At 69.3% G+C, this 16,662-nt stretch carries 12 protein-coding genes; 5 read left to right on the top strand and 7 right to left on the bottom strand.

What is annotated here, in order from left to right:
* Position 1: 1 nt before the first annotated feature.
* The 3 genes from ACFSGX_RS09160 to ACFSGX_RS09150 all read left to right on the top strand — a co-directional run bounded on the left by ACFSGX_RS09160 (position 2) and on the right by ACFSGX_RS09150 (position 5,067).
* Positions 2 to 1,270, top strand: a complete 1,269-nt coding sequence (locus ACFSGX_RS09160) for a dihydrolipoamide acetyltransferase family protein (protein WP_380929287.1) — start codon at positions 2 to 4, stop codon at positions 1,268 to 1,270.
* 78 nt (positions 1,271 to 1,348) lie between these two features.
* On the top strand, positions 1,349 to 1,846 hold the full coding sequence (locus tag ACFSGX_RS09155) for a DUF1440 domain-containing protein (protein ID WP_380929285.1): 498 nt from the start codon (positions 1,349 to 1,351) through the stop codon (positions 1,844 to 1,846).
* 23 nt (positions 1,847 to 1,869) lie between these two features.
* The gene (locus ACFSGX_RS09150; protein WP_380929283.1) at positions 1,870 to 5,067 is read left to right on the top strand and encodes a DEAD/DEAH box helicase; all 3,198 of its coding nucleotides are present in this window, start codon (positions 1,870 to 1,872) and stop codon (positions 5,065 to 5,067) included.
* A gap of 20 nt (positions 5,068 to 5,087) precedes the next feature.
* Here ACFSGX_RS09150 and ACFSGX_RS09145 read toward each other — a convergent pair whose 3' ends face one another.
* Positions 5,088 to 5,720: a glutathione binding-like protein gene (locus tag ACFSGX_RS09145; RefSeq protein ID WP_380929281.1), complete on the bottom strand. Its 633-nt coding sequence runs from the start codon at positions 5,718 to 5,720 to the stop codon at positions 5,088 to 5,090.
* Between the two features lie 204 nt (positions 5,721 to 5,924).
* Between ACFSGX_RS09145 and ACFSGX_RS09140 the strand changes: the two genes are divergently transcribed.
* Positions 5,925 to 6,959, top strand: a complete 1,035-nt coding sequence (locus ACFSGX_RS09140; RefSeq protein ID WP_380929279.1) for a serine hydrolase — start codon at positions 5,925 to 5,927, stop codon at positions 6,957 to 6,959.
* 3 nt (positions 6,960 to 6,962) lie between these two features.
* On the opposite strand, the gene ACFSGX_RS09135 is transcribed toward ACFSGX_RS09140, so the two are convergent.
* Positions 6,963 to 7,661 (bottom strand): murein L,D-transpeptidase catalytic domain family protein, encoded by a 699-nt coding sequence (locus ACFSGX_RS09135; protein WP_380929277.1) that lies wholly within the window; start codon positions 7,659 to 7,661, stop codon positions 6,963 to 6,965.
* A 118-nt stretch (positions 7,662 to 7,779) separates the two neighbouring features.
* Between ACFSGX_RS09135 and ACFSGX_RS09130 the strand changes: the two genes are divergently transcribed.
* Positions 7,780 to 8,052 (top strand): hypothetical protein, encoded by a 273-nt coding sequence (locus ACFSGX_RS09130; RefSeq protein ID WP_380929275.1) that lies wholly within the window; start codon positions 7,780 to 7,782, stop codon positions 8,050 to 8,052.
* A 30-nt stretch (positions 8,053 to 8,082) separates the two neighbouring features.
* Here ACFSGX_RS09130 and ACFSGX_RS09125 read toward each other — a convergent pair whose 3' ends face one another.
* The 5 genes from ACFSGX_RS09125 to ACFSGX_RS09105 form a co-directional block, all read right to left on the bottom strand.
* Positions 8,083 to 11,331: an amidohydrolase family protein gene (locus tag ACFSGX_RS09125; protein WP_380929274.1), complete on the bottom strand. Its 3,249-nt coding sequence runs from the start codon at positions 11,329 to 11,331 to the stop codon at positions 8,083 to 8,085.
* Positions 11,332 to 11,413: 82 nt separating this feature from the next.
* Positions 11,414 to 11,857, bottom strand: coding sequence for a MerC domain-containing protein (locus ACFSGX_RS09120; RefSeq protein ID WP_380929272.1), 444 nt, complete (start codon positions 11,855 to 11,857; stop codon positions 11,414 to 11,416).
* A gap of 52 nt (positions 11,858 to 11,909) precedes the next feature.
* Positions 11,910 to 12,962, bottom strand: coding sequence for an aldo/keto reductase (locus ACFSGX_RS09115; protein ID WP_380929271.1), 1,053 nt, complete (start codon positions 12,960 to 12,962; stop codon positions 11,910 to 11,912).
* A gap of 226 nt (positions 12,963 to 13,188) precedes the next feature.
* A complete protein-coding gene (gene trpE / locus ACFSGX_RS09110) occupies positions 13,189 to 14,706 on the bottom strand; it encodes an anthranilate synthase component I (protein ID WP_380929269.1) in 1,518 nt (505 codons plus the stop codon).
* Positions 14,706 to 16,646, bottom strand: coding sequence for a peptidylprolyl isomerase (locus ACFSGX_RS09105; RefSeq protein ID WP_380929267.1), 1,941 nt, complete (start codon positions 16,644 to 16,646; stop codon positions 14,706 to 14,708). The genes trpE and ACFSGX_RS09105 overlap by 1 nt, the downstream gene beginning before the upstream one ends.
* Positions 16,647 to 16,662 lie beyond the last annotated feature (16 nt).

Here is a 16,662-nt window from a genome sequence, read left to right as displayed (position 1 = left end):
GATGGCCCGTTTCACGTTCAAGCTGCCGGACATCGGCGAGGGGATTGCGGAGGCGGAGATCGTCGCCTGGCATGTCGCAGTGGGCGACATGGTCGAGGAGGACGCGCCGCTGGCCGACATGATGACGGACAAGGCGACCGTCGAGATGTCCGCGCCGGTGGCGGGCCGGGTGGTCGAGGTTGCCGGCGTGGTCGGCGACCAGATCGCGATCGGATCGGTGCTTGCGGTGTTCGAGACCGAGGACGAAGCCGAGGCGGATGTCGGCGAGGTCGCGGGCTTTGCCGAGGCGGTCGCTCCGCCCGAGGCGGCGGCGGTGGCGGATCCGGTGGCGGCGATCCAGCCGGAGCCGGCGCGTCCGGTGGTGGCGGAGCCTGTCGTGGCGTCTGAACCGACGCGGTCGCGGGTGCAGGCGTCTCCTGCGGTCCGGGCGCGGGCGAGCGACCTGGGGATCGACCTGGCCGACGTGAAGTCCGCGCAGGGTGACCGGGTGCGGCATGCCGATCTGGATGCGCATTTGCGCTACGCCAGTGCGGCTCCTGTTGCCGCTGCGGCGGCGCCGGTCGTGGTCGAGCCGGGTGCGGTCGAGGAAGTGCGCGTGATGGGCATGCGGCGGCGGATCGCCGAGAATATGGCGGAGTCGAAGCGCAACATTCCGCACTTCGCCTATGTCGAGGAATGCGACGTCACCGAGCTGGAACGGCTGCGGACCGTCATGAACCTGGACCGTGGCGCGCGGGCGAAGCTGACGCTGCTGCCGTTCCTGATCCGTGCGATGACGCGCGCGCTGCCGGCGTTTCCGATGGTCAATGCGCGCTATGACGATGCGGCCGGGGTCGTATCGCGCTATGCGTCGGTGCATCTGGGTTTCGCGACGCAGACCGAGCAGGGGCTGACCGTGCCGGTGATCCGCGATGCACAGGCGCGCGACGTCTGGGCGCTGGCGACCGAGATCGTCCGGCTGGCCGATGCGGCGCGGCGCGGCAAGGCGACGCGTGACGAGCTGAGCGGTTCGACGATCACACTGACCTCCCTCGGGCCGATCGGCGGGATCGTGTCGACCCCGGTGATCAACCGGCCGGAGGTCGCGATCGTCGGCGTGAACCGGATCGTCGAGCGGCCGGTGGTGGTCGATGGGCAGATCGTGATCCGCAAGATGATGAACCTGTCGTCCAGTTTCGACCACCGCGTGGTGGACGGCTGGGACGCGGCGTCGTTCATCCAGGCGGTCCGGCGGCTGATCGAAACGCCGGCTCTCCTCTTCGTGGATTGATGCAGGTTAGCGGGTTGCGGCGGAACGGCACGCCGCAGCCCGGGGTTCTGAAAGGACACCCCACCGAAGGAATGCCGTTTGCGCTGTAACCCCAACCACTCCGATATTTCTCGTGCGCTGCTGATCGGTGCGACCGCCGGTCTGGCGGCGTCGTTCGTCATGAACGTCTTCCAGGATGCGGTGACGCATTTCGGGCCGGACAATGACAACGACGACGCCGCAGCGGAACCGGCGACCGAGAAGGCGGCGGACGATCTGGCGTCCGTCCTGGGGACTACGTTGAGCGACGAGACCCGGCCTGCTGCCGGCGAAGCGATCCATTACCTGCTGGGCGCCGTGCTGGGCGCGACCTATGCCATGGCGGCGGAATATGAGCCGGGCGTGACGAAGGGCGCCGGTGCGGCGTTCGGCGTGACGACCGCGGCGATGCTGGACGACGTGGCAGTTCCGGCGACCGGACTGTCCGAGGCACCCTGGACGTTTCCGGCAAGTACCCATCTCTACGGGCTGGCATCGCACCTGGTGTTCGGCATGACCGTTGACGGCGTCCGTCGCGTCCTGCGCCGCATCCGATAGACAGAGCAAGGGGTTCAGGCGGGATGGCGACGATTGCCGAGGCGCGTGCGGATGAGGAGCGAGCGGGCGATGCTCGTGTCGGAGCGACCGGGCCGACCGCGGTCCGGATCGTCGAGGCCGCGCAGGAGGCGGGCGACGTGGTCGTGCTGTGCGGGACCGAGCAGCGGGCGGAGCGGATCGCGCAGCTTGTCGCCGGTCTGACGGATACGCATGACGTTCGCTACCTACCGTCGATCGACACGTTGCCGGGTGACGGCATTGCGGCGTCGCCTGCGGTGGCCGGGCGGCGGAACGCGATCCTGCGGGCGCTCGGGGAAACCGATCGGCGGGCGGTCATCCTGATCCTGACCGCGGAGGCGGCGACCCGGCGGATCGCGCCACCGGCCAGCTTCATGGTGCCACCGCTGACCCTTGCATGCGGCGACGCGATCGACATGGTCGCGACCGAGGCGGCGCTGGTGGAGCGCGGATATCTCGCCGACGATCGCGTCGACGAGGCCGCCGAATATGCGGTGCGCGGCGTGCTGGACCTGTTCCCCGCTGCGGCGGACGGGCCGGTCCGGATCGAGCAGGCAGAGGGGGTGATCACCGCGATCCATCGCTATGATCCCATCACGCAGCGCAGTTCGGATGCGCTCGACCGGATCGCTGTCGACCCGGCGATCGAACCGAGCGCGCCGCGCGGGTCGGTGTCGGTGTTCGAGCACCTCGACCGGCCGCTGGTGCTGGCCGATCCGGATGTACCGCGGCACCGCGAACGCTATATCGAACTGATCGGCGATGCGACCCGGACCCGAATCGCGAACCGGCGGGCGGGGGCCATCCCGACCTTCCTGGACGATCGCGCATGGGCGGCGGCGCTGGCCGACCTGCCGCGCGGCGACATCGCGGCCGGGAACGAGGCGCCGGCGCTGCGGTTCGTCGAGAAGTCGCAGCCGGCACGGGCGCTCAAGAAGGCGGTGCTGGATGCGCAGGCGGCGAGGCGCCAGGTCGTCCTGCTGGGCGGTGCGCGCGATCTGCGGTTTCTGTCGCGGCGGATCGCCAAGCTGACCAGTGCCGTTCCGGTGCCCGTGGCGACCTGGCAGAATGTCGCGGCGCTGCCGCCCAAGTCGCTGGCTTTGCTGGAGGTTCAGTCCGAACGCGGCTGGTCCGACGACAGGTTGCTCGTCATCACCGCGGCGGACATCCTCGGCGGTCGAGCGGGCGATGCGATGGGCGCGGCGGCGATCGATCCGCTGGCGTTCCATACGACCGTCCTGCGGATCGGCGATGCGGTGCTGCATGAGGATCACGGCATCGGGATCGTCCGCGGACTCGAGGCGGTGGACGTCGGGGACACAAGGCAGGACGCGCTGCGCCTGGGATATGCGAAGGGCGGTGACCGGCTGGTGCCGGCGATCGAGCTGGACCGGGTCTGGCGCTACGGCGCGGACGAGGGCGGCGTCGCGCCCGATACGCTGACCGGTGAAAGCTGGCTGAAGCGTCGGGTGGAGATCGATACGGCGATCGCCCATACGGCGCGTGGGTTGATCGCGCTGGCCGAGGTGAAGGCGGCGAAACGCGTCGATCCGCTGGACTATGACGCGGCGCGTTACGAGCGGTTCGCCGGGCGGTTCGCGTTCACCGAGACACCGGATCAGGCGAGGGCGATCGCCGCGGTGCGCGACGATCTGGCGTCCGGGCGGCCGATGGACCGGCTCGTTATCGGCGACGTGGGTTACGGCAAGACGGAGGTCGCGCTGCGCGCCGCGGCGATGGTCGCGATGTCCGGCCGACAGGTGGCGGTGGTGGCGCCGACGACGGTGCTGGTGCGCCAGCATCTCCAGGGGTTTCGCAAACGTTTCGAAGGGCTTGGCGTTCGTATCGAAAGTCTTTCGCGATTGTCGACACCGGCCGAGGCGAAGGCGGTCAAGGCCGGGCTGGCGGACGGCAGCATCGATATCGTGATCGGCACGAGCGCGGTAGCCAGCAAGACGGTACGTCTCGCCAAGCTGGGCCTGATCGTGATCGACGAGGAGCAGCGGTTCGGAGCGGCGGACAAGGAGAAGCTGCGCACGATCTGCGACTCTTGCCATCTGCTGACGCTCACCGCCACGCCGATCCCGCGGACGTTGCAGTCGGCGCTGGTCGGCATCCAGCAATTGTCGATCATCGCGACGCCGCCCGCCCGGCGGCAACCGACGCGCACGACGATCGGCGCATTCGATCCGGCGATCATCCGCATCGCGTTGCTGCGCGAAAATATGCGCGGCGGGCAGAGCTTCGTCGTGGCGCCGCGGATCGAGGATCTGGACGGGCTCGCCGAGACGTTGCGCGGGCTGGTGCCCGAACTGACCGTGGTGCAGGCGCATGGCAAGCTGCCCGCGGCGGAGATCGACCAAGTGATGGTTGCGTTCGGCGAGGGGGATGGCGCCATCCTGCTGGCGACGAACATCATCGAGGCGGGGCTGGACGTGCCGCGGGCCAACACCATGATCGTCTGGCGGACGGACCGGTTCGGCCTGTCGCAGATCCATCAGCTGCGTGGGCGGGTCGGGCGTAGCACGCGGCGCGGGCGCATTCTGCTGACCACCGAGCCGGGTGCGACGGTGGGGGAGGCGACGCTGAAGCGGCTGCGCACGATCGCGGCGCATGACCGGCTGGGCGCGGGGTTCGAGATCAGTGCGCGTGATTTGGACATGCGTGGGGCCGGTGACCTGCTGGGCGAGGCGCAGGCCGGGCATGTGCGGCTGATCGGCGTCGATCTGTACCAGCATCTGCTGACCGGGGCGCTGCGTACCGCGGCGGGGGAGACGGTCGATCTGTGGACGCCGGAACTGGCGCTGGGGATCGACTGCCACTTGCCGGCCAGCTGGATCGCGGAGCCGGAGTTGCGGCTCGATATCCATGCGCGGCTGGCGCGGGCGACGTCGGTGGACGCGATCGATGCGCTGACCGACGAGGTGGAGGATCGGTTCGGCACCCCGCCGGAAGATGCGCGGCGGACGTTCGCGATCGGCCGGATCCGGCAGCTGGCCCGGACAGCCTGTGTCGCGCGGATCGATGCCGGACCGGCGGCGATCGCGCTGACCCCGCGGCGCGACTTTGCGGCGGATGCGAAGGCGGCCGGATTGGTCGCGAAGGGGGATCGGTTGCTCGCGAAGATCGCCACGACCGATGCGGACGCGCGGGTCGCCGCGGTGATGGCGTTGCTCGAGACGCTGATCCCCGACGAGGGCTAGCGCTGCTTCGATAGTTGGGTCTACGCCATGCTGTCCGCGACGGCGTAGGCCCGGACGGTGGCGGGGCGGGCGGCGACGGCGTCGAACCAGCGGCGCAGATGAGGGTGCGCGTCGAGGTCCTGCTGCTGCGCGTGCCACGGCACGATCCAGGGGTAGATCGCCATGTCCGCGATGCCGTAATCGTCGCCGGCCACGAACGGACGGTCCGCCAGCCGGCGGTCGAGCACGCCGTAGAGCCGGCCGGTTTCGCGGACATAGCGTTCGGTGGCGTAGGGGATCCGTTCGGGCGCGTAGATCGAGAAATGATGGTTCTGCCCCGCCATCGGACCGAGGCCGCCCATCTGCCAGAACAGCCAGGTGAGCGCCTCCGTTCGGCCGCGCAGGTCCTGCGGCAGGAAACGGCCGGTCTTTTCAGCAAGGTACAACAGGATCGCGCCGGATTCGAACAGCGCGATCGGCTCGCCGCCGCCGGTCGGTTCATGATCGACGATCGCGGGGATACGGTTGTTCGGTGCGACGGCCAGGAACGCCGGATCGAACTGAGCGCCCTTGGCGATGTCGATCGGAATGACGCGGTATGGCAGGCCCGCTTCCTCCAGGAACAGCGTGACCTTGTGGCCGTTCGGCGTGGTCCAGTAATAGAAGTCGATCATATCGCCATCCTTCCGTCGCAGAACATAGAGATAGCGTCGCAAAAACGGGCGGCAATCGGCGGGACGGGTATCGTTCAGGTTCAGGACCGCATAGCGACGCATATCACCAAGGGGGCCGTCATTCAGAACCTGCGCCGATCCGCCATCCTCTTCGCCCTCGCCACGACGGCCTGCGTCTCGCCGTCGCAGCCGCCGCCACCGGCGATGCCCGCGCTGGCGCCCGCGCGCGCACCGGTGGTGGTCGCGATTCCGCCGACGCCGTTGCCGGGCACGATCCCGCGGCCGCCGGCGGCGCTGGCCGCGACGATCGAGCGGCTGGGCCGCGGCTTTGACGGGATCGTCGGAATCGCGGTGCGCGATGTGCAGGCGGGTTGGTTCATCTCGTTCAATGGATCGGGTTATTTCCCGCAGCAGAGCGTGTCCAAGCTGTGGGTGGCGCTGACGGTGTTCGATGCGATCGATCGGCGGCGGATGTCGCTGTCCGATACCGTACGGATCGAGCGCAAGGACCTCGTTGTCTTCCACCAGCCGATGCGCGGCAAGGTCGGGGCGAATGGGTATAGCGCGAGCGTGTCCGAGCTGCTGCTGGCGGCAATGACGACGAGCGACAATCTGGCGAACGATTCACTGTTGCGGACGGTCGGCGGACCAAGCGCGGTGCGGGCGTTCCTTAGCCGATCGCAGTTGACGGGTATCCGGTTCGGGCCGGGCGAGCGGTTGTTGCAGGCCGGGACCGCCGGGCTGACGTGGCGGCAATCCTATGCCGAGGGAAACGGGTTCTACGTCGCGCGGTCGGCGCTGCCGATGTCGGTGCGGCGCGCGGCGCTCGATCGGTATCTGGCGGATCCGATCGACGGGGCGCAGCCGGAGCAGGTGGCGCTGGCGCTCGCGCGGTTGCGGAAGGGCGATCTGTTGTCGCCGGAGTCGACGCCGCGATTGCTGACGCTGATGGCGTCGAGCAAGACCGGGCCGCAGCGGATGCGCGCCGGATCAGGGCCGGGCTGGGCGTTCGCGCACAAGACCGGGACGGGGCAGGAGCTGGGCGGTGAGGCGACCGGCTATAACGACATCGGGCTGATGACGTCGCCGGAGGGCCGGACCTACGCGCTGGCGGTGATGATCAAGACGACGCGGCAGCCGATCCCGGTGCGGCAGCGCTTGATGTCGGACGTGGCGCGGGCCGTGGTGGCGCAGGACATGGGCGATGGACCGCGGGCCGCGCCACGCGGGTATCGCTGAGGGTCAGGCGCGATCGGCGTAGAGCAGGCGACCGGGGCCGAGCCGCGTCAGAACTTGGTCGAGATCGGCCGGGGACACCGCGAAGCAACCCTGGCTGCGGCCGCACATGCCCTGCTTGGCGACCACGTCGGGCGCCACGTACCAGGCGGAATGGATGACGATCGCGCGTTCCAGCGCGGTGCGGTTGTCCGGGTCCAGCCCCTCCAGCCGGCGCGAGCGGCCGTGCTGGCCGACATAAGGGTCGGCGGTGAGGTAGGCGCCGCGCGAGGTGGCCTCCGACCCGATCACGCCGGAGAAGCGTTGCAGCATGCCGCTGTGCGCCGGGTCCGAGCCCTTGCCGTGCGAGACGAGCAGCGTGGTGGTCTTGCCGTTCAGCACGTCGACGAGGTGGAAGCGCGGGTTGGCGGACGGCAGGCCGAAGTCGGCGATCGCGATCACGTCGCGCGACCAAAGCCGGCGGTTGTGGACCTGCATGGCGGCGAGGGCCTTGGCCATCAGCGCGGGGGGAACGCCCGCGCCGACGGGGGCGATGACGCTGCCGCGGGCGCGGGTCGGGTCGATCGGGTCCTCTTCGGGAAGCGGGGCTTCGGCCGTGCCGACGCGGGGGGTGGCGGCCATGGCGGGAATCGCGGCGCCGAAGCAGGCGAGGCCGGTGGTGAAGCCGCGCCGGCTGAGCCGGATGCTGGAAAAGTCGTTCATCATTGAGTCAAAGATAAGGCCGTAGGCCGTTGGTTTCCACACAGCCGACCGATCATTCGTCTGGCGGGTCGGGCGGACGGTCGCTACGACATAGTCGAAACGGGCGGGGCGGAGGTACGGCATGACGGACGGACGCAGGTATCGGATCGGCCTCGCAGTGCCATTACTGGCGGCGGGGCTGGCCCTGTCGGGGTGCATCAGCACGGCCGCGGCGATCGTGAAGGCACCGTTCCAGGTCGCCGGACAAGCGGCGGACTGGGCGACGACCAGCCAGGACGAGTCCGACCGGAATTACGGCCGCAAGATGCGCAAGAAGGAAGCGCGCGAAGGCCGCGAACTGCGCAAGCGAAACAAGGAAGCCGAACGCGAGGCACGCCGGCGCCGGGACAACTGAGGGCGGGCCGATCAGGACCCGCCCGGGCGGTCAGTCGACATGGCCGATCGCGGCCGCGGTGGTGCGTGGGGTCCAGCCGCCATTGCCGGGCTCTTCGAACCAGAAGGGTTTGCGCGGGCGGGTGCGCGTCCCGACCTCGTTCATGTCGCCGTCGTAGATCCGGCCGTTGGCGACGGTGTAGCGGATGCTCGTCGTGTCGCGGATGTTGTCGAGCGGGTTGCGATCGAGCACGACGAGGTCGGCCAGCTTGCCTACCTCCAGCGTGCCGAGATCGCGGTCCATGCCGTAGGCGCGCGCCGGGTTCCAGGTGGCGGTGGCGATCGCCTGGATCGGCGTCATGCCGCCGAGTGCGAAGCTCCACATGTCCCAATGCGCGCCCAGCCCCTCGCGCTGACCATGCGCGCCGATCGTGACGGGGATGCCGAGTTCGGAGATTTCGCGAGCGGTACGAGCGATTTGCAGCACGTTGTTCTCTTCGTCCGGCACCATCACCGGGCGGCGCGCGCGGCTATCGAGGATGCGGCGCGGCACCCACTTGGTCAGGATCGGGTCCTTCCAGACCTGCGTATGCTGGTACCAGTAATTCTCGCCGAACGGGCCGCCATAGGCGACGATCAGCGTGGGGTTGTAGGCCGTGCCCGACCCGCGCCAGAACTGTTTCACGTCGTCGTAGATGTGCGCGACGGGCAGCGAATGTTCGATCGTGGTGTGGCCGTCGGCGATCATCGTCATGTTCATCTCGAACAGCGAGCCGCCCTCCGGCACGACGGCCATGTCCAGTTCGCGGGCGGCCTGGACGATCTGCTGGCGCTGTTCCCGGCGCGGCTGGTTGTAGCTCTTGACCGACCAGGCACCCGACGCCTGCAACCGGCGGAGGTGGCCGCGCGCGTCGTCGAGGCTGTCGATCTTCGCGGTGAACGGCGTGGTCGCGCCGTACAGGACGGTGCCGGTAGAGAAGATGCGGGGGGCGACGATCTGGCCGTCCTTGCCCAGTTCGGACGCGGCAAAGATTTCGCTCGTCGTGTTGGACGGATCGTGGATGGTGGTGACGCCGAACGCGAGGCCGGCGTAGTTGACCCAGCTTTGCTGCGGCACGATGTCGTCCGACCCCATGCTGCCGTGCCAGTGGCCGTCGATCAGGCCGGGCATGATCGTCTTGCCGGTGGCGTCGATGACCTTCGTGCCGGTGGGCACCGTGACGTCGGGGCCGACGGCCTCGATCCGGTTGCCGTTCAACAGGATCGTGCCGCGCTCGATCACTTCCGTCCCGCCGCGCATCGTCAGCAGGCGGGCGTTGGTGAACGCGACGCGGCCGGTGGGCGCGTCGTACGGGCGACGGAAACCGAGTTCGATGCCGCTGGTCGCAACCGGCGGCAGGGTGGTGGGCGCACCGTCGACGAACGCGAAATCGTTGCGCGTTTCGCGGCCGTAAAGCTGCGAACCGAGCGTCCACCAGAGCTTGTTGCTATCGCCGGACCAGTGGATCCAGTCGCCCGCGTCGCGCGTGACCTGGAACATCGGCAGCGCCTTCTGGTCCGCGGACAGTTCGACCGCGGTGCCGGTGCGCGCGAACGGCACGACGCGCGCCTGGAACCGCTCGGTCCAGGCGAGCCATTTCTCGTCGGGCGAGACGGCGTAGTTGCGCGCGAACTCGGACGAGGCGTGGGCGCGTTCCTCGGTGCCGTTCAGCGCGATCGACTTGAGCAATATCTTCTTGTTCTCGCGCGCGGTGAAGAACAGCCGGTCCGAACTCGCGCCGAATTGCGGTGTGCTGCCGCTGTCGGTCAGCAGCCGAGCGGGGCCGCCGGCGGTGGGTACGACGTAGATGCCGGTCTCGCGGCCGTTGACGGGGGACGTCAGGTAACCGTCTGAAACCTTTGAATAAGCGACGGTCTTGCCGTCGGGTGAGAAGACCGGTTCGATATAGTTGCCGGGCTGCGTCGTGATCGTGCGCGCGGTGCCGCCCGACGCGGATACGGTCTGGATCGCGCCCTGTTTCTCGTCCGACCAGGTCGCGAACACGATCTGGCGGCCGTCGCGTGACCAGCTCGGGTTGAGTTCGAACGCGTCGGTCTGCGTCGTCAGGCGGCGCGGGGTGCCGCCGGCGACGTCGCGGATCCAGAGGTGGCCGAGCGCATCGAACACGACGCGGCGGCCGTCCGGCGAGACATGGGCCGAGCGGATCATCTTCACGTCGAACTGCGTCGGCGCGACGTCGACCGCGTGGCGGACGGCCTGCGTGATGCGGCGCGTGCCGGCGACGTGGAACGGGATGTCGGCCACAGCCTTGCTGGCGACGTCGATCCGCTTGATCCCGCCGCCCGCCCAGAACAGGATCGAGCGGTTGTCGGGCGTCCAGTCCATGCCGGGATAGACGCCCTGGATCGCCCAGGTTTCCTGCATGTCGCGGTCGAGGATATCGGTCAGCGGCGTTTCGCGGCCGCTTGCGATATCAAGCACATAGAGCGTGGACTTGTAACGGTCCCTGCGGATGAAGGCGAGGCTCTTGCCGTCGGGCGAGGGGGTGGGGCGGATGGAGCCGCCGGGGCCGGAGACATATTTCTCGATCTTGCCGGTCGTGCGGTCGAGCCGCTGAATGGCGTAGATCTCGCCGTTCACGTCCTTTGAGTATTCGAACACCTCGCCCGGCGTGACGTCGTCGGAGAAATAGAGGTAGCGGCCGTCGGGCGAGAAGGCCGGCTCGTTGGTATCCTTCTGGTCGGTGCGCTTCTTGGTCATCTGCACCCCGCCGCCACCGGCGCGGTGGTAGAGCCACATTTCGCCCGCACCCAACGAGCGGGTGCCGGTGAAATGCTTGCGCGCGACGATATAGTCGCTGTCGGGGGTCCAGTCGGCCTGGTTGAGCAGGCGGAAATCCTCCTTCGTCACCTGCGTCGTCTTGCCGCCGGCGCGGTCGACGATCCAGATATTGTCGCCGCCGCCGCGATCGGAGGTGAAGGCGATCCAGCGGCCGTTGGGGGAGTAGCGCGGCTGCATGTCCCACGCCGCACCGCTGGTCAGCGCGCGCGCCTCGCCGCCGCCGATCGGCATGACGTAGAGGTCGCCGAGCAGGTCGAACGCGACCTCGCGCCCGTCGGGTGAGACATCGACCGACAGCCAGGTGCCGGATCGCGTGTCGATTGGGACGTCCTTGTAGGGGCCATGCGGTGCTGCGACGTCCCACTTCGGCTTCTTGTCCGCGTCGGTAACGGGCGCCGGCGTCGGCTGTGCCCAGGCGCTGGTGGATGCGAGGAGCAGGAACGACAGGGTACGCTTCATGGATGGCCTTTCGCGAGATACGCGAAGGCTAGGGCGGATCGGACCGCGAGGGAACCGCTTCCGTCGTGGAACTCTGTGGGGGTCAGCCCCGACGGCTGCGCGATCCGGCGCGGAGGTTCAGGAGATGGCCGGTGGCGACGAGGAGGCCGCCGCCGACGGTCAGCGAGACCTCGGTCAGGCTGTGCGGCACGGCCAGCAGCGCGGTGGCCATGATGCCGAGGCCGAGCGCGCCGACCGTGGCGGGGACACGATCGTGATGAACCCGCCAGCCGCGCCAGAGGGCGAGACCGCTGGCCGGGACCGCGACGACGAGCAACGCGGCATGGAGCCAGGGCAGGTCGGGGATCGCGAGCGCGAAGGCGGGGAGGAGGGCGATCGCCACCGGGATGGCGATGCAGTGGAGCAGGCAGAGGCTCGACAGCATCGCCGCGACCGTGTCGAGCCCCCCGAGCGGGGGCTTGGCGACCACGGTCGCGGGGGCCACGGGGTGATCGCCGTGGCAATGGGTATGGCAGCTATCGCTCATTCCGGTGATATAGCGCCATGATATATTATATCAAGCGCTATCTCATGCCCGATCAGCTGCCGCGTGGGGGCTGATGCAGCTGGTCGCGGCGATATTCGCCCTGCCGTTCGAACATCCAGCCGGGATATTCGGGTGGCAGCGCGCTGACCAAGTCGAGCGTCTTCAGCTCCTCGACGCTGAGCACGACGTCGGCGGCGGCGATGTTCTCGGACAGCTGCTCGACGCGCTTGGCGCCGACGATGACGCTGGTCACGACCGGCTGGTGGAGCAGCCAGGCCAGCGCGATCTGCGCGACTGAGACGCCCTTAGCCTCCGCGATCGGGCGCATCGCGTCGATGACGGTGTAGGCGCGGTCCTTGTTCACGGGCGGGAAGTCGAACGCGGCGCGGCGGCCGTCGCCGGTGCCGGGGTTGTCGCGATCATATTTGCCGGAGAGCAGACCGCCGGCCAGCGGGCTCCAGACCATGAGGCCGACGCCTTCCGACCGCATCATCGGTACCAGTTCGCGCTCGAGGTCGCGGCTGGCGATCGTGTAATAGGCCTGGAGCGTCTTGATGCTGGCCAGCCGTTCGCGCGCGGAGATGCCGAGCGCCTTGGTGATCTGCCACGCGGCCCAGTTCGACACGCCGATGTAGCGGACATGGCCGTGCTGGACGAGGATATCGAGCGCTTCGAGCTGCTCCTCCATCGGGGTCGCGTCGTCGAAGCCGTGAATCTGGTAGAGGTCGATATGGTCGAGCTGGAGCCGCTTGAGGCTGGCCTTGCACGCGGCGATCAGGTGGGAGCGCGATGCGCCGCGCTGGTTGGGGCCTTCGCCGGTCGGGCCGAACGCCTTGGTCGCGACGACGACCTCGTCGCGGGCGATGCCGAGATTGCGGATCGCCTGGCCGGTGATCTCCTCCGACACGCCGACCGAATAGACGTCTGCGGTGTCGATGAAGTTGATGCCGCCGTCGAGCGCCGCCTTGACGAGGCCGTCGGCGTCGGACTGCTGCAGCTGGCCGATCTTGCTCCACATGCTGTCGCCGCTGCCCCCGAACGTCATGGTGCCGAGGCAGAGTTCGGAGACGAACAGGCCGGTGCGGCCCAAGGTGTTCATGCGCATGGGTTCAATCTTTCGATGTGGGTGTCGGGGGCGGAACGCATGGCGGGGGGGAAGGTGACGCGGAAACGACAAAGCCCTCCCCCCATCGGGGGGAGGGTTGGGTGGGGGGCGTCACTGGGTGGAAGGTTTGAGGGCTTGGCGATGGCGGCAGCGATGGCCAGTCGCGTTGCGTCCAGGGCAGCCCCCCACCCCGGCCCCCCCCCCCCGGTGGGGGGAGGGAGGTGTTTTACTGGCCGTAGTCGCTGGTGCTGGCGAGCCCGATCGCTTCGCGGGCGGCGGCGAAGAGGGCGCCGGATTTTGCCTCGCATTCGCGCTGTTCGGCGGCGGGATCGCTGTCGGCGACGATGCCGGCGCCGGCCTGGACGTGCATGACGCCGTCCTTCAGCACCGCGGTGCGCAGCACGATGCAGCTGTCCATCCCGCCGTCGGGCGAGAAATAGCCGACGCCGCCGCCATAGGGTCCGCGGCTTTCGGGTTCGAGCTCGGCGATCACCTGGCAGGCGCGGACCTTGGGCGCGCCGGAGACGGTGCCGGCCGGGAAGCCGGCGAACAGCGCATCGAGCGGCCCGACGCCGGGGGCGATCTTGCCGACCACGTTCGACACGATGTGCATGACGTGGCTGTAGAATTCCACGCCGTAGCTGTCCGTTACCGTGACGGTGCCGGCCTGCGCTACACGGCCGACATCGTTGCGGCCAAGATCGAGCAGCATGAGATGTTCGGCGCGTTCCTTCGGATCGGCGAGCAGTTCGGCGCGGTTGGCGGCGTCCTCGGCCGCGGTTTTGCCCCGCGGGCGGGTGCCGGCGATGGGGCGGATCGTCACCTCGCCATCGCGCGCCCGGACCAGGATTTCGGGGGATGAGCCGATGATCGCGAAGCCGGGCAGGTCGAGATAATAGAGGAAGGGCGACGGGTTGATCCGGCGGAGTGCACGGTAGAGATCGAGCGGCGGGAGCGGGAAGTCCATCGTGAAGCGCTGCGCCAGCACGACCTGGAAGATGTCGCCCGCCGCGATATAGTCCTTCGCACGCGCGACCATCCCGCCGTAGCGGCCGGCGGGCATGACCGGAGTGACGACCGGTTCGGCCGCGTCGCCGGGGATCGCGGTCCGCGCGGGGATCGGTGCCGCGAGGCGAGCGAAAGTCGCGTCGATCTGCTCGACCGCGGCGGCGATCTGGTCGGCTGGATCGCGCGCCGGATCGGGCCAGAGCGGGGCGACGATGTGCAGTTGGTCGGTCAGCCGATCGAACACCAGCACCAGCGTCGGCCGGACGAACAGCATGTCGGGCACGTCGATCGCGGTGTCGGCGGGGCGGGGGAGCCGCTCGACGAGGCGGATCGTCTCGTAGGCGAAATAGCCGACGAGGCAGGCGAGGGCGGGCGGCATGTCGGCCGGCACGTCCATCCGGCATTCGGCGACGAGGTTGCGCATCGCGAGCAGCGCGCCGTCCTTCGAGGGCATGAAGGCCTCGCGGTCGGTCGCCCAGTGGCGGTTGATCTCCGCCGTGTCGCCGCGCGCGCGGAAGACGAGGTCGGGGGCGAGGCCGACCATCGAATAGCGGCCGCGCTGCGATCCGCCCTCGACCGATTCGAGCAGGAAGTCGCCGCGGCCGGGCTCCATGAGCTTGAGCGCGGCGGCGACCGGCGTGTCGCAATCGGCGATCCGGCGCCGTGCGACCAGGGCGGGGCGGCCGGCGTTGAGCGCCGCATGGGCGGTCGCGTCGGCGTCCTTCACGTCCGTCATCACGGGATGACGGAGCTTTGCAGCAGGCTGGTCTTGAATCGGGCGATCGCGGCGGCGTCGCGCTTCACGTTGATGTCCTTCATGATCGCGGCGATCAACTGATCGGCATATTCGTTGCCGAGCGCGCGGCCGAATTCGTCGCGGGTTGCGGCGACGAGCTGCGGCTGGGTGCGGATGTCGCCCTTCTTCACGCTGTTCAACTGGACGACGTACCAGCCGGCACCGCTCTGGTCGGGGATCGTGCGGACCTTGCCGGGTGCCATGGTGAAGAGCAGCTGGACCGGGGCCGGGACCGCCTGACGCGCCTGGGCGAGATCGATCTGGCGACCGCCGCCGGTCTGCGGCGCGGGCAGCTTCACGCCGGCACCGGCGAAGGCGGCGGCGAGCGACATGCCGCGATTGGCCTTGGCCGCGATCGTGTTCGCGACCTGCTGTGCCTGGGCCGAGGCGCGTTCGGCGGTCAGCGCGGCGACGACGGTGGCGCGGACCTGCGCCAGCGGGATCGGCGCGGCGGGCACGACATCGACCACGTCGAGCAGCGCGTAGCTGCTGGGGCCGACGGTTTCGACGCTGGGGTCGTCGTCTTCGCCGGCCTGGAACGCGGCCTTCAGCAGCGGCTGCAGCGTGGCGTCGGGCTTGAACGCCGGGTTCGTCGGGGCGGCGCCGGTAGGGAGCAGCGGCGGGGTGGTCACGACCTGCAGCCTGTTGGCGGTCGCGGCCTGTTCGAAGGTGGAGCCGTCGTCGATCGCATCGCCGATCTTGGCGACGCGATCTGCCAGCGCGGCATCGGTCGCGCGCTTCGTCAGGTCGGCGACCAGCGCACCGCGGACGGCGGCGAGCGGCGTCTGCGCCGTGCGGGTGATCGCGTCGACGCGGACGATGTGCCAGCCGAGCGGCGACTTGATCGGGTCGGTCGTCGCACCCTGTGCGGCTGCGAAGGCGGCGGCGGCGACGGCGGGCGAGGAGAGCCCGGCCAGTTCGGACTGGGACTTGGCGCCGAGCGCCGTGTCGCGCGGGCCGAAGCCGGCGGATTGGGCCGCGGCGGCGAACGGCGTGCCGGAGCGGATGCGGGTGACGAGCGCACGGGCGGCGGCCTCGGTCGGCAGCAGAACCTGCGACAGGGTCCGCTTCTCGCTAGCGGCATATTGCGCGGCATTCGCCTTGTAGGCGGCGGCGATCTCGGCCTCAGTCGGGGCGGGGACGGCGCCGAGCTGGCTGGCGTCGATCGCGGCGTAGCGCAGGACGCGCCGTTCGGGCAGCGTGAAGGCGGCGATGTTCTTGCGGTAGAAGGCGTCGATCTGCGCTGGCGTCGGGGCCGGGCCCTGCGGCATGGCGGCGGCCGGCACGAAGCCGATCGTGCCGTCGCGGCGGTCGAGCAGCATGGCGGCATAAGGCGTCACGAGCGCGTCGGTGGCGCGGGCGCCGCCGGCGACGGGGCCGAGGATCTGGCGGCGGATCGCGTCGCCGGCGATGTCGGCGCGGAGCTGGGTTTCGGAAATGCGTTCGCGGGCGAGCAGGCTGCGGAACGTGGCTTCGTCGAACTTGCCGGTCGGGCCCTGGAACGCCGGGATGCTGGCGATTTCGCCGTCGACGAGCCGCTTCGACGCGGTGAAGCCGTGGTCGCGGCCCCACAGTTCGACGGCCTTTGCGGAGATGACCCGCTGCAGGGTTCCCTCGACCCCGCCGCCGGCGACGAACGCGGCCATCGTCAGGCCGGGCTGCTGCTGCAACGCTTGGGTATAGGCCTCGCGAACGCGGCGGTCGGCCTCGACCGAGCCGATCGACCCGCCGTCCATCGATGCGAGCGTCTCACCCTGTGGGCCGGCGCCGCCGCCTAGGCTGTCCATGCCGACGCCCGAGACGACGACCGCGATCGCAACGAGCGCGAGGATGGCGACCGCCAGCCAGGATTTGATCGCGCGGCGGAAGAAGGAAAGCATCGGCAAGCCCGTCGAA

The organism is Sphingomonas arantia, from assembly GCF_042682045.1.
Lineage (GTDB): Bacteria > Pseudomonadota > Alphaproteobacteria > Sphingomonadales > Sphingomonadaceae > Sphingomonas_R > Sphingomonas_R arantia.
Note: the sequence above shows the minus strand (reverse complement) of the source record. Positions and strands in the feature narration are given on the sequence as shown.